A 15,070-nucleotide genomic window follows, 5' to 3' on the forward strand; every position below is an offset into this window, starting at 1 on the left:
GAAAGGCGAAAAGAACCCCTGTGAGGGGAGTGAAATAGAACCTGAAACCGTGTACGTACAAGCAGTGGAAGCCGACTTGTTCGGTGACTGCGTACCTTTTGTATAATGGGTCAGCGACTTACTTTTAGTAGCAAGGTTAACCGTATAGGGGAGCCGTAGGGAAACCGAGTCTTAACTGGGCGATGAGTTGCTAGGAGTAGACCCGAAACCCGGTGATCTAGCCATGGGCAGGTTGAAGGTTGAGTAACATCAACTGGAGGACCGAACCCACTAACGTTGCAAAGTTAGGGGATGACCTGTGGCTGGGGGTGAAAGGCCAATCAAACCGGGAGATAGCTGGTTCTCCCCGAAAGCTATTTAGGTAGCGCCTCGGACTTATACTACTGGGGGTAGAGCACTGTTTGGGCTAGGGGGTCATCCCGACTTACCAACCCCATGCAAACTCCGAATACCAGTAAGTACTATCCGGGAGACACACGGCGGGTGCTAACGTCCGTCGTGAAGAGGGAAACAACCCAGACCGCCGGCTAAGGTCCCCAAGTTCTGGTTAAGTGGGAAACGAGGTGGGAAGGCTCAGACAGCCAGGATGTTGGCTTAGAAGCAGCCATCATTTAAAGAAAGCGTAATAGCTCACTGGTCGAGTCGGCCTGCGCGGAAGATGTAACGGGGCTAAACCAGGCACCGAAGCCGCGGATTCAGAATTTATTCTGAGTGGTAGGGGAGCGTTCTGTAAGTCTGCGAAGGTGTGTCGTGAGGCATGCTGGAGATATCAGAAGTGCGAATGCTGACATGAGTAACGATAAAGGGGGTGAAAAACCTCCTCGCCGGAAGACCAAGGGTTCCTGTCCAACGTTAATCGGGGCAGGGTGAGTCGGCCCCTAAGGCGAGGGCGAAAGCCGTAGTCGATGGGAAACGGGTTAATATTCCCGTACTGACACACATTGCGATGGGGGGACGGAGAAGGCTAGATGGGCCAGGCGTTGGTAGTCCTGGTGAAAGGGTGTAGGTGGTGCGTTTAGGCAAATCCGGACGCACAACACTGAGACCCGAGACGAAGTCACCACGGTGACGAAGTCATTGATGCCCGGCTTCCAGGAAAAGCCTCTAAGCTTCAGATGTGTGTGAACCGTACCCCAAACCGACACAGGTGGTCGGGTAGAGAATACCAAGGCGCTTGAGAGAACTCGGGTGAAGGAACTAGGCAAAATAGTACCGTAACTTCGGGAGAAGGTACGCTGGAGCGGGTGAAGTCCCTTGCGGATGGAGCCTGAGCCAGTCGCAGTGACCAGGTGGCTGGGACTGTTTATCAAAAACACAGCACTGTGCAAACTCGTAAGAGGACGTATACGGTGTGACACCTGCCCGGTGCCGGAAGGTTAATTGATGGGGTTAGCCGCAAGGTGAAGCTCTTGATCGAAGCCCCGGTAAACGGCGGCCGTAACTATAACGGTCCTAAGGTAGCGAAATTCCTTGTCGGGTAAGTTCCGACCTGCACGAATGGTGTAACCATGGCCACGCTGTCTCCACCCGAGACTCAGTGAAATTGAAATCGCCGTGAAGATGCGGTGTACCCGCGGCTAGACGGAAAGACCCCGTGAACCTTTACTATAGCTTGGCACTGAACATTGACCCTACATGTGTAGGATAGGTGGGAGGCTGTGAAGCGGTGACGCCAGTTGCCGTGGAGCCGACCTTGAAATACCACCCTTGTATGTTTGATGTTCTAACTTAGTCCCCTTATCGGGGATGAGGACAGTGCCTGGTGGGTAGTTTGACTGGGGCGGTCTCCTCCCAAAGCGTAACGGAGGAGCACGAAGGTTGGCTAAGTACGGTCGGACATCGTACGGTTAGTGCAATGGCATAAGCCAGCTTAACTGCGAGACGGACAGGTCGAGCAGGTGCGAAAGCAGGTCATAGTGATCCGGTGGTTCTGAATGGAAGGGCCATCGCTCAACGGATAAAAGGTACTCCGGGGATAACAGGCTGATACCGCCCAAGAGTTCATATCGACGGCGGTGTTTGGCACCTCGATGTCGGCTCATCACATCCTGGGGCTGAAGTCGGTCCCAAGGGTATGGCTGTTCGCCATTTAAAGTGGTACGCGAGCTGGGTTCAGAACGTCGTGAGACAGTTCGGTCCCTATCTGCCGTGGGCGTTGGATGATTGAGGGGGGTTGCTCCTAGTACGAGAGGACCGGAGTGAACGAACCGCTGGTGTTCGGGTTGTCATGCCAATGGCACTGCCCGGTAGCTAAGTTCGGAATCGATAACCGCTGAAAGCATCTAAGCGGGAAGCGAGCCCCGAGATGAGTCATCCCTAGAGCTTCGAGCTCTCTAAAGGGCCGTCCGAGACTAGGACGTAGATAGGCAGGGTGTGGAAGCGTAGCGATACGTGCAGCTAACCTGTACTAATGACCCGTGCGGCTTAACCATACAACACCCAAGAAGTGTGAGACCTTGCAGGTCGAGAACGAATTCATCAAAAGACAGCTTTTCCGGATTACCAGTTTATGCCTGGCGGCGATAGCGTTGTGGTCCCACCTGACCCCATGCCGAACTCAGAAGTGAAACGCACCCGCGCCGATGATAGTGTGGCAGCTGCCATGTGAAAGTAGGTCACTGCCAGGCACCCAAATTTGTAGCGTCGATTAAATTCGACCGGTCCACTGAAGTGGACCCTACAAACCGCTTTTGCGGAGCGGTAGTTCAGTTGGTTAGAATACCGGCCTGTCACGCCGGGGGTCGCGGGTTCGAGCCCCGTCCGCTCCGCCACTTTTAATAAGCCCTTAGCTAGTTGATAGCTAAGGGCTTTTTCGTATTGGCTGCGCCGGACGGCGGGAGGATGTCGGCGCGCTGCGCCTCCGCCTCAAAGGCGGTGCCTTTGCCGCTCCGCCATCACATCAAAGCCCTGACCGTTGGCCAGGGCTTTTGCTTTTCTGTTGCCGCGACAAACTGCTCTGCCTCAGTGGGCGTGCGCGCCGGTGCCGCTGGCCCTCCGGCTGGACCTGGATGACATCGCTGTGCGTTTTTCCGCTTGCAGCGGTGTTCCTTTGCCTCCCGTTCGGCAGGGACAAGAGTTTGATGACGGGAAAGTAGCGAGAAAGGGCTAGACTCAAAGCAAAAAGCCACCCGAAGGTGGCTTTTTTGTGCTTGACGGCAGATTAGCGGGCGACGCAGTCCACGAAATAGCGGGTTTCACCCTGGTGCTCCTCGGCCACCAGGCCGTGGATATAGGTCTCGAAGCCTGGGAAGCGCTGGTTGAAGTCCCGGGCGAACTTGAGGTAGTTGACGATGATGTCGTTGAACACCTCTCCCGGGATCAGCAGCGGGATGCCCGGCGGGTAGGGGGCCACCATCACCGCCGTGGTACGGCCGGTCAGGCAGTCGAGCGGTACCCGCTCGATTTCCTTGTGGGCCATTTTGGCGAAAGCATCCGCCGGTTTCATGGCCGGCACCAGATCCGACAGGTACATCTCGGTGGTCAGCTTGGCCACGTCGTTTTCCTTGTAGATCTGGTGGATCTGATCGCACAGATCTTTTAATCCTACCCGCTCGTAGCGGGGATGGCTCTGCACGAATTCCGGCAGCACCTTCCACAGCGGCACGTTGTTGTCGTAATCGTCCTTGAACTGCTGCAGCTCGGTCACCATGGTGTTCCAGCGGCCCTTGGTGATGCCGATGGTGAACATGATAAAGAAGGAGTAAAGCCCGGTCTTCTCGATGACGATGCCGTGCTCGGCCAGGTACTTGGTGACCACCACCGCCGGGATGCCGGTCTCGGCAAAGTCGCCTTTCATGTTCAGTCCCGGGGTCAGTATGGTGGCCTTGATGGGGTCGAGCAGGTTGAAGCCGGGCTCGATGTCGCCGAAGCCGTGCCAGCCGGCGTCGGCCTGCAGCATCCAGGCGTCCCGCTCGTCCAGGCCGTCGTCGGTCAGATCGTCCGGCCCCCAGACGGTGAACCACCAGTCGTCGCCGTATTCGTCATCCACCTTGCGCATGGCGCGGCGGAATTCCAGGGCTTCCGCCAGCGACTCTTCCACCAGGGCGGTGCCGCCCGGCTCTTCCATCATGGCCGCCGCCACGTCGCAGGAGGCGATGATAGCGTACTGGGGGCTGGTGGAAGTGTGCATCAGGTAGGCTTCGTTGAACAGATGGCGGTCGAGCTTGTTGGCTTCGCCGTCCTGCACCAGTATCTGGGAAGCCTGGGACAGGCCGGCCAGCAGCTTGTGGGTGGACTGGGTGGAGAACACCATGGAATCCTGGCAACGCGGCCGGCCCTCGCCGATGGCGTGATAGTCACCGTAGAAGTCGTGGAAGGCGGCATGGGGCAGCCAGGCTTCGTCGAAGTGCAGGGTCTCGATCTCCCCGTCGAGCAGGCTCTTGATCTCTTCCACATTGTAGAGAATGCCGTCATAGGTGGACTGGGTGATGGTCAGCACCCGGGGCTTGGCCTTGGGGTTCCTGGCCAGGATCTCGCGGCAGAAGGGGTTGGCCTGCATCTTTTCGCGGATGCGGGCCGGCTCGAACTCGCTGCGGGGAATGGGGCCGATAATGCCGTAGTGGTTGCGGGTCGGCATCAGGAACACCGGCACGGCGCCGGTCATCATGATGGCATGCAGTATCGACTTGTGGCAGTTGCGATCCACCACCACTATGTCGCCTGGGGCCACGGTGGAGTTCCACACTATCTTGTTGGAGGTGGAGGTGCCGTTGGTCACGAAGAACAGATGGTCGGCGTTGAAGATGCGGGCGGCGTTGCGCTCGCTGGCGGCCACCGGGCCGGTGTGATCCAGCAGCTGGCCCAGTTCGTCGACCGCGTTGCAGACGTCGGCGCGCAGCATGTTTTCGCCGAAGAACTGGTGGAACATCTGGCCGACGGGCGACTTCAGGAAGGCCACACCGCCGGAGTGGCCGGGGCAATGCCAGGAATAAGAGCCGTCGTGGGCATAGTGGGTCAGGGCGCGGAAAAACGGCGGCGCCAGGGAGTCCAGGTAGCTCTTGGCCTCGCGGATGATGTGCCGGGCCACGAAGTCGGGAGTGTCCTCGTGCATGTGGATAAAGCCGTGCAGCTCGCGCAATATGGCGTTGGGGATATGGCGGGCGGTGCGGGTTTCTCCATAGAGGTAGATGGGGATGTCCGGGTTGCGGTGGCGGATCTGATCCACGAAACGGCGCAGTTGCCCCAGCACGTCCTGGGCTTCTTCCTGGCCACAGTCAAATTCCTCATCGTCGATCGACAGGATGAACCCCGCGGCCCGGCTCTGCTGCTGGGCGAAGGAGGTCAGATCGCCATAGCTGGTATAGCCCACCACATCCATCCCCGCCTTCTCGATGGCGGAGGCGAGTTCACGGATGCCCGAGCCGCTGGTGTTCTCGGAGCGGAAGTCTTCATCGATGATGACGATGGGAAAATAAAAGTGCATCAGCTTTCCTTTGGTTGAGCGTCTGAAGGTGGTGGCGGCACGGCGGCTGGGCCGCTACCAATTCTAATCCCTATGCCGTCGGGTGACAAAAAATAGTTATGCACCTGTTGTGATTAAAAATTTAATTGACTCGGGGGTATCGCCGTCCGGCTGGCATTCAGCGCCGGAAGCGGGCACTATGGTTCTCATACAGAACAGCTTATCCCGGGCAGATGAAAGTGAGATGGCAGAATAAAGGCAAGTGGCTGATACTGGCGCTGGCCAGCCTACTGGCAGGCTGTGCCGCCTCGCCACCGCGTAATCCCGAGAATATCTGCGCCATTTTCGAACAACACAAGGGCTGGCACAAGTCTGCCAACAAGGCGCGGGAAAAGTGGGGGGCGCCGGTACACGTCACCATGGCGATGATGTACCAGGAAAGCTCGTTCCGCCACGATGCCCGGCCGCCGATGCGTTATTTCCTGTTCATTCCCTATGGCCGGGCTTCCGATGCCTACGGCTACGCCCAGGCCAAGAAGGCCACCTGGGCCGACTATCAGCGGGAAAGCGGCAACAGCTGGGCCAGCCGCAGCAATTTCGATGACGCCCTCGATTTCATGGGCTGGTATATGAATAAAAGCAGTACCATCAATGGGGTGTCGAAGTGGGACGCCTATGGCCAGTACCTTAACTACCACGAAGGCTGGGGCGGCTATCGGCGCGGCAGCCACCGGCGCAAGGCCTGGCTGCTGAACACCTCGCGCAAGGTCGAGGGCCGAGCCCAGCGCTATGCCGAGCAATACTGGCAGTGCAAGGACAAGCTAAACCGCGGCTGGTTTGGTTGAGGCCGCCTGCGCCAGATAGGCCTCCATCTCCTCCGCCGGCACCATGCCGCCGCCGGTGGCCCACACCAGGTGATGGGCCCGGGCCAGGCGGGCCGGGGTCAATCCCAGCCGCTGGCGATAGCCTTCGGTTTCGGTTAATACCCGCAACGGGCCCGGCATGCCCGCCAGGGCCGATGGCTCGAGCTGGATGCCTTCGCTGCGTGCCAGCAGGCCCAGCAGGAACAGCATTTCCCGATCTTCCAGGGTGTAGAAACCATCCAGCATGGGGGCCATGGTGCGGCCGACAAAACCGGAGGGACGGCCCACCGCCAGGCCGTCGGCGGCGGTCAGGTTGTCGATGCCCAGATCCTGCACCGAAATGCCGTCGTGCAGGCCGGTATAGACCCCCAGCAACATGCAGGGAGCATGGGTGGGCTCGGCAAAGATACAGTGCACGGCGTCGCCGAAGGCCAGCTTGAGGCCGAACGCCACTCCGCCCGGGCCGCCGCCCACCCCGCAGGGCAGGTACACGAACAGGGGATGCTCCCGGTCCACCTTGATCTGCTGCTGGGCCAGCTGGGCCTTGAGCCGCTCGCCGGCCACCGCATAACCGAGGAACAGCTGTACCGAGTTTTCGTCATCGACGAAGTGGCAGAAGGGATCCTGCGCGGCCTGCGCCCGTCCCTGGGCCACCGCCACCGAGTAGTCGCTGTCGTATTCCACTACCGTCACCCCCTGGGCCCGCAGCAGATCCTTCTTCCACTGGCGGGCGTCGGCCGACATATGTACGCTGACCCTGAAGCCCAGTCTGGCGCTGATGATGCCGATGGACAGTCCCAGGTTGCCGGTGGAGCCCACGGCGATGGCATAACGGCCGAAAAACTCGCGGAAGTCCTCGCTGTGCAGCTTGGCGTAGTCGTCGTCCAGGTGCAGCAGGCCGGCCTTGAGTGCCAGTTTTTCCGCATGCTGCAGCACCTCGTAGATGCCGCCACGAGCCTTGATGGAGCCGGAAACGGGAAGTTGGCTGTCCATTTTCAGTAGCAGGCTGCCGGTGATCGGCTGGCCGTAGTGCTCGATCATCGCCTGCTGCATGGCGGGGATGGGGCGAAGGGGAGATTCGATGATTCCCTGCTGCTCCTGGGTCTCGGGAAAGGCGACGTTGAAGTAGCGAGCGAAGCGGGCCAGCCGCCGGCTGGCATCGGCCACGTCACCCGCAGTCAGGCTCAGTGCAGGCAGGGCGAGGTCCACTGGTGTCCGTTCCGGATTGAACCAGCTCACCGGCTGCAGGGCCATCACGGGGGCGAGCAGGGGATGCTGTCTACGGAGGTCGGCGATGGCCTGTGCCGAATAGCTTGGGTGGGGATGCATGTCTTATCTGATCCTGATGGTTGGCTGGAGGCAGTATACCAGTGGCGGCCGGTATTGCTGTAGTCGGCAATACCGGTGACGCCGCGCCCTTTCATGATTTGGCGAAGTAGGACCGGGTCAGCCTGAACACCACAGGGCTCAGCAGCGCCAGGGCGATCAGGTTGGGGATGGCCATCATGGCGTTGAGGGTGTCGGCCAGCAGCCAGATAAACTCCAGCGACTGGGTCGCTCCTACCGGCAGTGCCAGTATCCAGGCGATGCGGAAGGGCACTATGGCCTTGATGCCGAACAGGTACTGCACACACTTCTCGCCGTAGAAGCTCCAGCCGAGGATGGTGGTAAAGGCGAAGATGGCCAGGGCGACGGCGACGATATACTGGCCGCCGGGAATGGCGGAGGAAAAGGCCAGGGTGGTGAGCGAGGCGCCCGCTTCGCCACTGGTCCAGCTGCCGGTGACGATGATGGCCAGGCCGGTGATGGAGCAGACGATGATGGTGTCGATAAAGGTGCCGAGCATGGCGATCAGGCCCTGGCGCACCGGGCTGTCGGTCTTGGCGGCGGCATGGGCGATGGGGGCGCTGCCCAGCCCGGCTTCGTTGGAGAACACGCCCCGGGCCACTCCGAAGCGGATGGCGGCCCAGACGGCAGCACCGGCAAAACCGCCCTGGGCGGCGATGGGGGTGAAAGCGTGCTCTACGATCAGCATAAAAGCGGAGGGAATGGCGGCGAAGTTGAGGGCCAGCACCACCAGGCCGGCGGTGAAGTAGGATACCGTCATCAGGGGGACCAGCTTGCCCGCCACCTCGGAGATCCAGCGGATGCCGCCGATCAGCACGGCACCGACCAGTATCATCAACACGACCCCGGTAGCGAGGCTGGAGATGCCGAAAGAGGCTTGCAGTGCGTCGGCCACCGAGTTGGCCTGCACCGTATTGCCGATGCCGAAACCGGCGATGCCACCGAAGATGGCGAAGGCCGTGCCGAGCCAGACCCACCTGGCACCCAAGCCGTTCTTGATATAGTACATGGGGCCGCCCACATGGTTGCCCAGCTTGTCGGTCTCCCGGAAGTTCACGGCGCAGACCGCTTCGGAATACTTGGTGGCCATCCCCACCAGGGCGGTCATCCACATCCAGAACAGGGCGCCGGGTCCGCCGAAGAAAATGGCGGTGGCCACACCGGCGATATTCCCCGTCCCTATGGTGGCGGACAGCGCCGTCATCAGGGCGTTGAAGGGGGAGATTTCGCCGCTGCCCTGCTCCATGCGGGTAAACAGCAGCCGAAAACCGGTGCCGAGCCGGCGGATGGGCATAAAGCCGAGCCCAAATTGCAGGTACAGACCGATGCCCAGTATCCCCACCAGCATGGGGATGCCCCAGACCAGGCTGTTAATCGAAGCAAGTAACTCGGTGATCAGTTCCATCTGATGCTTCCTTGTTGTAGAGCTGATTGAATCAATACAGTTTTCTTCTATAGCCTAGTGGTATTCAGGACAGATTAACAATCTGTCGGCGCGGACGAGACCGGAAAGAAATGCCGCATGATGGCGCGGAGCGCCTGGATCGCAGCCTTTTGGCCGGCCAGGCCTGCCTGCGGCGCCGCCGCTGCCGGGGTGGCGCCGGGTACCAGCAGGGCCTGGAGCAGGGCCCGCTGCCTGCTATCGAGTCCAAGGGGAATGTGATGGCTGCCCACGAAGCGGGCCAGCACCGGCTGATCGGTCAACAGATCCCGCAGGGCGAAGGCGAAGCCATGGGCGATGGCCTCGTCCAGCCCGGGTTGCGGCGCCGGTGCCGGCAGTGGCAGCTGATGCCACCAGCTTTCCGGCAGAGCCTGCAGCAGTCCCCGGCGATAGAAGGCCAGGTTGGCGCTGAAGTGTGCCTGCCAGGTGGGCAGCACGGCATGGGCGGCCCGGCTGCAGGGCCACAACATCATGGCGGCGTGCAGGCCGCTGACCGCGTCGGCAGTGAGGCCGATGCGTACCGGCTGGAAGCTATTGTGCCGCCAGAAGCGCAATAACTCGGGGCTGGCACCGAAGCTGGTACCGAGGAAATCGGCGCTGCCTTCCTGCTTGAGCCAGTCGAGCAGTCGGGTACCGATACCCCGCTGCTGGCACAGGGGGTGCACCACTATGCGCATGATGCGCCGGTAGCTGAAGCCGCAGGCCTCCCGGAAACCGCCGTGAAAGGCCAGTGACTGGGGCAGCAGGTGGCCGCGGGGGCGGCGGTGTCCTTCCCAGATGGCCTGGCCGAGGGCCGGGTCGAGCTCGCCTTCCCGTACCAGCAGGGCGGCGGCCACCGGTGTTTCCCCCAGACGCGCCAGGACCAGCTCCAGCCCGGGGGCATCCAGCAACTGGCGCAGGTCGCTGGGGCGGGTCTGGTAATGGGCCAGGGTCAGCAAACCGAACAGTTGCCGTAGCAGAGGCTCGTCCTCTGCCAGCTGTTGCCGGCAGAGCCGGCCGATCCGCAGCTCGCCTCCGGCCGGTGGCGGCACCGGGTCCGCGTCCAGCGCCAACAGCCGGAACACCAATGGCTCCAGGGGATCCCGCGGGCTCCAGCGGGCGGGCGTGTCGAGGTGATATTTCTGCCAGTTCGGGGCCAGCCGGGTCAGTTCGGGCTGAAATTTGAGCTGGAAGCCGAGTCCGGTACCTTCGTAGCCGTGCTCGGTGCTGGCAAAGATGCAGCAGTAATGCCGGGCTAGGCTCAGCAGCGTGGGAACCGGGAGGGCGGCGGCCTCGTCGATCAGCAACAGATCCGCCGGCGGCCGCTGGGCCAGCAGGGCGTCCGGTGCGGTAAAGGGCAGGTGCTGACCGCTATGCTCCAGCGCCCGGGCGGCAGCGGCCGGGCTGGGGGCGGTCAGCCGCACCCGGTAACCCATTGTCAGCAGACGGACGGCGGCCAGTCCCAGCAGACTGGACTTGCCCCTGCCCCGATCGGCGGTCAGCACCAGTGGCTGTCGCCGGCGAGCGGCGCTCAGCATCCTGGCCAGGGCTTGGCGTTGTTCCCGGTTCAGGCAACCATGGCGGTCGCGTCGGCGCTGCCAGGGGGTCTCGGGCAGGGTGGGCAGGGCGGGAGCCGGTTGCCCTTGCTGCCACAGCCAGACCTGTTCATCCTGCTGCAGCAGGGCGGCAAAGCGGCGGATAAAGCGGCTTTCCAACCCTTTGGCCTGCTCGGGCAAGGCCACATAACGGACCAGATCGGGATCCGGATAGGACGGCCAGTCGGCCAGGGGCGGACACAACAACAGCACCAGGCCTCCGGCGGTGACCGTGCCCAGCAGGGCGCCGAAGGCATCCGGATGCAGGCCGCCGTAGGCGTTGTAGACCAGGATGGGGTATTCCCGGCCCAGGTAGCGCAGGATACGGGTGGGATCCCGGGACTCATGGCCGGCGGGCGCCGGCCCCAGCCAGAGGCTGTCCTCTGTGCACAGCTCGGCGGCCTGGGCCATGGCCCAGGCTTCGCTGCCGCTCAGCACCAGCAGCCGGCGCTCGCCGATCCGTTGTAGTTGCCAGCGCCAATGAGGCCAGTCAGTCAAATAGACGCTCGCCGTTTTCGTCGATCACCCGCTTGGCCTTGGCGATCATCAACTCGGCGGCCAGCTCGGCGGAAGGCAGCAGATCCGAACGGATCAGCAGGTATTCCCGCCGGTTGCCGTCCTTCAGTTGTACGATACGCCCTTGCAGCCGATACTGGCCACCTTCGGCCTTGGGCTCGGGATAGATGTCGAATCCCTGATAGGACTGGGGCTCAAAGCGGGGGCCGCCGGGCTTGGCCCCTCCGCCCAGTTTCTTCAACCAGTTGAACATGATGCCTACCTTTATTCTCGCCGATAAAAAAGGCGCCTGACGGCGCCTTGCAACAGAAAAAGAGGGTTACTTTTTGATGCGCAGTACCACGTCCTGGGCCAGGGTCACGGCGCCGCTCAGCTTGCTGAGCTCTTTGACCTCGTCCATGTTGGAGATGACGACCGGGGTCAGGGTGGACTTGGCTTTTGCTTCCAGCAGGGCCAGATCGAATTCGATCACAGTGTCGCCCTTCTTCACCTGCTGGCCTTCCTGAGCAATACGGGTAAAACCTTCGCCCTTGAGCTCGACGGTGTCGATGCCGAAGTGCACGAACAGCTCCAGACCGGAGTCGGATTCGATGGAGAAAGCGTGGTTGGTTTCAAAGATCTTACCAATAGTGCCGTCGCAGGGGGCCACCATCTTGTTGCCGCTGGGCTTGATGGCGATGCCGTCACCGACGATCTTCTCGGCGAACACCACGTCCGGCACGTCCTCGATGGCGACGATTTCGCCGGACAAGGGAGCGAAAATCTCGATGCCACTGGTGTCGCTGCTGTCGTCAGATACCATTCTTTTCAGTTTATCGAACAGACCCATAGTCATAAGCTCCTGGAGTTATTTAACGCATAATAATAACAGAGGGACTTTCCCAAAACAAAGCGGCAAAGCCCGTCGAAAACCGCTTGGCCCGGCACAAGGCTTCCACTAGTGTAGGCAAGGGCAGAGATGATGCATCATGATAGCCCGAGCGGGGAGATGGCACCTGCGCCCGGTCAAAGGAGAGAAAGATTTTGTCGTTATTACACGATCATCGGGGTCAAAAAAGGCGCCCGACGGCGCCTTCCTGATTTACTGTTGCAGTTCCTGTTCGGTGAAGATGCCCTGGAACAGGGCGCTGCTCAGGTAACGCTCGCCGGAGCTCGGCAGTACCACCACTATGTTCTTGTCGGCGAACTCGGGCAGGGCGGCGATGCGGTTGGCGGCCACCACGGCGGCGCCGGAGCTGATACCGGCGAGGATGCCTTCGTCCTTCATCAGGCGACGGGCCATTTCGATGGCGTCTTCACTGCTGACGCGCTCTACCCGGTCGAGCAGTGACAGATCCAGGTTGCCCGGAATGAAACCGGCGCCGATGCCCTGAATCTTGTGGGGACCGGGCTTGATTTCTTCACCGGCCAGGGCCTGGGTGATCACCGGAGACTCGATCGGCTCGACGGCGACGGAGGTGATGGCTTTGCCCTTGGTGTTCTTGATGTAGCGTGACACCCCGGTGATGGTGCCGCCGGTGCCCACGCCGGCCACGAAAACATCGATTTCGCCATCGGTGTCTTCCCAGATCTCGGGGCCCGTGGTCTTTTCATGGATCTCCGGGTTGGCCGGGTTGTTGAACTGCTGCAGCAGCACGTACTTTTCGGGGGCTGACTCTTTCAGTTCCAGCGCCTTTTCGATGGCACCTTTCATGCCCTTGGCGCCTTCGGTCAGCACCAGGTTGGCACCCAGCGCCTTGAGCAGTTGGCGACGTTCCAGACTCATGGTATTGGGCATGGTCAGGGTGATCGGATAGCCACGGGAAGCGGCCACAAAGGCCAGGGCAATACCGGTGTTGCCGCTGGTGGGTTCGATCAGTTCCTTGCCCGGTACCAGTTCGCCACGCTTTTCCGCATCCCAGATCATGTTGGCGCCGATACGGCACTTGACGCTGAAGCTGGGGTTGCGGCTTTCGACTTTGGCAAAAACCCGGCCCTGGCTTACCCGGTTCAGTTTGACCAGCGGAGTGCGACCAATGGTCAGTGAGTTATCTTCAAAAATCTTGCTCATCGTGGCTATCCCTAAGGTTCAGTGTCACCAAAAATCATTACACCGTCAGCTTAACCATTCCAGCCGGAATGAGAAGTGACGATTTGTTATAACAATATGTTATTAAATGATAAAATGATATTCCTTTATTCCCTGGCTGATCGCTCCCCAGGTTATGGTGCTTTGCTTGCAACTCTGCTATCAAGGCTGTGACGGGGCGAACGACCCCGGCACTGGTCCGGGTCACCTATAACAGGGTCCCATAGATAGTAGATTCTGGATGCGGGTTAGGAAAGCGAGATGAAAAGGTGCCGAGCAGCGAGCTGGCTGTGGTTGTTACTCTGTCTAAGCCTTGGGGTTTCTTCTGAGCCCTGGCAGAACGAGCCCGAGGCCCGGTTGCAGCTGCACCGGCTGGGCATGGAACTGGCTTTGGCGGATGTCCATCCGGATCTGACCCTGTGGTGGCAGCAAGCGGTGTCAGCCGCCTCTGATGAGGCCGATGACCGGCTGCTGCTGGGACTGAACGCCTTCTGGCGACATTGGTCCACCCTTTCCTTCGTCGAGCGCCAGCATCTGCGCATCCGCCGTGATGCGCTGGTGATCAGTGAGGAAGACCGGAGGGCACTGCATCAGGCGGCCCAAAACGGCAGCCGTCTCCAGTTGGTGCAACGTCTGGTGCCCGGTTACTCAGACCATGACCAGTTGCAGCGGCAGCTGGTGCGGCTGCTGACTCTGGCCGAGCAACCCTGGCCCTCGCTCAAAACGGCTACGCTTCGCCCGGGTGAGTCGGGCGCCGTGGTGCCCCGGGTGCGGGAACGGCTGCAACTGCTGGGGGATCTGTCCGCGGCGGAGGTGGTGGGCGGTGATCCGGCCTACTACGATCCGGGCCTGGAGCAAGGGGTACGGCGTTTTCAGCTGCGTCATGGCCTGCAGGTGGATGGGGTCATCGGCCCCCATACCTATGCCTGGCTGGATGTGCCGCCCCTGACCCGGGCCCAGCTGCTGATGCGCAGCATGCTGCGTACCCTGATCGGCGATACCCTGCCCTCCGCTTACCTGCTGGTGAATATTCCCGAATACCGGCTGCGGCTGTATCAGGATCAGGCCATGGTGCTGGAAAGCGACGTGATAGTGGGCAAGGGCAGCCGCAAGACCCCGATCCTGGCCAGCGAGATCACCAATGTAGTGGTCAATCCTCCCTGGCATGTGCCGCGTTCCATCCTTGCCAGGGACATACTTCCCCGGCTTTCCCTGGATCCCGGCTATATCGAGCGGGAGGGGTTCGAGGTGCTGGACGCCGAAGGCCAAATCGTGCCCCCGGAACAATGGCAGGCGCTGTTGTTTGAGGAGGGCCAGTTCCCCTACCGGCTACGGCAAAGGCCCGGCAGCCGCAATGCCTTGGGCGCCTACAAGTTCCACCTGCCCAACAGCGATGCCATCTACCTGCACGATACCCCGTCCCGTGGGCTGTTCAGCCGGGACAGCCGTGCCCTGAGTTCGGGCTGCGTACGGGTGGAGGAAGCCGAGCAGCTGGCGATCTGGCTGCTGAGCGAGCAATGGAATCCGTCCCGGTTGGCGGAGTTGAGGGCCAACCAGCACACCCGCTGGCTCCGGGTGAACAAGCCGCTGCCGGTGTTCATGGTGTACTGGCCCGGCTGGTTGGGACAGGATGGTTTGCCCCGTTTTCGTGATGATATCTACCAATTCGACGACCGCCTCCGTGCGCCCTTTGAAGCGGGACAGCTCGATCTGGGCTGGCTTGGCGTGGAGCGGGGGGCGATGTCACAAATTTCCCGTTTGACGCACACCTTGTAACCAAAGTTTGTTGATGTTTTGTCCGGCCCCGGGATAAGGTCCTTGCGGTTTGATACGACATCGGCTGTCCGAGAGAAGTTCGTC

The 15,070-nt window shown here is 61.0% G+C and carries 9 protein-coding genes, 1 tRNA gene and 2 rRNA genes (1 of these 12 cut by a window edge); 5 read left to right on the plus strand and 7 right to left on the minus strand.

Annotation, left to right across the window (positions count from 1 at the left end; all coding sequences use genetic code 11):
- From ACT7DK_RS03870 to ACT7DK_RS03880, 3 genes are all read left to right on the plus strand, one after another.
- A 23S ribosomal RNA gene (locus ACT7DK_RS03870) occupies positions 1-2,432 on the plus strand; it begins 459 nt to the left of the window's first position.
- Between the two features lie 80 nt (positions 2,433-2,512).
- A 5S ribosomal RNA gene (gene rrf, locus ACT7DK_RS03875) occupies positions 2,513-2,627 on the plus strand.
- Between the two features lie 67 nt (positions 2,628-2,694).
- Positions 2,695-2,771, plus strand: a tRNA-Asp gene (locus ACT7DK_RS03880).
- Positions 2,772-3,160: 389 nt separating this feature from the next.
- On the opposite strand, the gene ACT7DK_RS03885 is transcribed toward ACT7DK_RS03880, so the two are convergent.
- Positions 3,161-5,422 carry an Orn/Lys/Arg family decarboxylase gene (locus tag ACT7DK_RS03885; protein ID WP_445396514.1) on the minus strand — a complete coding sequence of 754 codons (2,262 nt, stop codon included), beginning with the start codon at positions 5,420-5,422 and terminating at the stop codon, positions 3,161-3,163.
- 212 nt (positions 5,423-5,634) lie between these two features.
- Between ACT7DK_RS03885 and ACT7DK_RS03890 the strand changes: the two genes are divergently transcribed.
- Positions 5,635-6,246: a transglycosylase SLT domain-containing protein gene (locus tag ACT7DK_RS03890; RefSeq protein ID WP_445396515.1), complete on the plus strand. Its 612-nt coding sequence runs from the start codon at positions 5,635-5,637 to the stop codon at positions 6,244-6,246.
- On the opposite strand, the gene dsdA is transcribed toward ACT7DK_RS03890, so the two are convergent.
- The 6 genes from dsdA to cysK form a co-directional block, all read right to left on the minus strand.
- Positions 6,223-7,593, minus strand: a complete 1,371-nt coding sequence (gene dsdA / locus ACT7DK_RS03895; RefSeq protein WP_445396517.1) for a D-serine ammonia-lyase — start codon at positions 7,591-7,593, stop codon at positions 6,223-6,225. The genes ACT7DK_RS03890 and dsdA overlap by 24 nt on opposite strands.
- 91 nt (positions 7,594-7,684) lie before the next feature.
- The gene (locus ACT7DK_RS03900; RefSeq protein ID WP_445396519.1) at positions 7,685-9,016 is read right to left on the minus strand and encodes an alanine/glycine:cation symporter family protein; all 1,332 of its coding nucleotides are present in this window, start codon (positions 9,014-9,016) and stop codon (positions 7,685-7,687) included.
- A 74-nt stretch (positions 9,017-9,090) separates the two neighbouring features.
- Positions 9,091-11,124, minus strand: coding sequence for a tRNA(Met) cytidine acetyltransferase TmcA (locus tag ACT7DK_RS03905; protein ID WP_445396521.1), 2,034 nt, complete (start codon positions 11,122-11,124; stop codon positions 9,091-9,093).
- Positions 11,117-11,395, minus strand: a complete 279-nt coding sequence (locus ACT7DK_RS03910; protein WP_445396523.1) for an HlyU family transcriptional regulator — start codon at positions 11,393-11,395, stop codon at positions 11,117-11,119. Before ACT7DK_RS03910 ends, ACT7DK_RS03905 begins: the two co-directional genes overlap by 8 nt.
- Positions 11,396-11,461: 66 nt before the next feature.
- Positions 11,462-11,971, minus strand: coding sequence for a PTS glucose transporter subunit IIA (gene crr, locus ACT7DK_RS03915; protein WP_445402267.1), 510 nt, complete (start codon positions 11,969-11,971; stop codon positions 11,462-11,464).
- A gap of 252 nt (positions 11,972-12,223) precedes the next feature.
- Entirely contained in the window at positions 12,224-13,192 is a 969-nt protein-coding gene (cysK, locus tag ACT7DK_RS03920) for a cysteine synthase A (protein ID WP_445396525.1), read from the minus strand.
- Positions 13,193-13,471: 279 nt separating this feature from the next.
- Between cysK and ACT7DK_RS03925 the strand changes: the two genes are divergently transcribed.
- Positions 13,472-14,986, plus strand: a complete 1,515-nt coding sequence (locus tag ACT7DK_RS03925; protein WP_445396527.1) for a L,D-transpeptidase family protein — start codon at positions 13,472-13,474, stop codon at positions 14,984-14,986.
- Positions 14,987-15,070: the final 84 nt, after the last annotated feature.

It is taken from the genome of Zobellella sp. An-6 (assembly GCF_052487945.1).

Bases quoted from the DNA above. Each gene is read 5' to 3' on its own strand.
- ACT7DK_RS03885 (WP_445396514.1), bottom strand. From the start codon at position 5,422: ATGCACTTTTATTTTCCCATCGTCATCATCGATGAAGACTTCCGCTCC.
- ACT7DK_RS03890 (WP_445396515.1), top strand. From the start codon at position 5,635: ATGAAAGTGAGATGGCAGAATAAAGGCAAGTGGCTGATACTGGCGCTG.
- dsdA (WP_445396517.1), bottom strand. From the start codon at position 7,593: ATGCATCCCCACCCAAGCTATTCGGCACAGGCCATCGCCGACCTCCGT.
- ACT7DK_RS03900 (WP_445396519.1), bottom strand. From the start codon at position 9,016: ATGGAACTGATCACCGAGTTACTTGCTTCGATTAACAGCCTGGTCTGG.
- ACT7DK_RS03910 (WP_445396523.1), bottom strand. From the start codon at position 11,395: ATGTTCAACTGGTTGAAGAAACTGGGCGGAGGGGCCAAGCCCGGCGGC.
- crr (WP_445402267.1), bottom strand. From the start codon at position 11,971: ATGGGTCTGTTCGATAAACTGAAAAGAATGGTATCTGACGACAGCAGC.
- cysK (WP_445396525.1), bottom strand. From the start codon at position 13,192: ATGAGCAAGATTTTTGAAGATAACTCACTGACCATTGGTCGCACTCCG.
- ACT7DK_RS03925 (WP_445396527.1), top strand. From the start codon at position 13,472: ATGAAAAGGTGCCGAGCAGCGAGCTGGCTGTGGTTGTTACTCTGTCTA.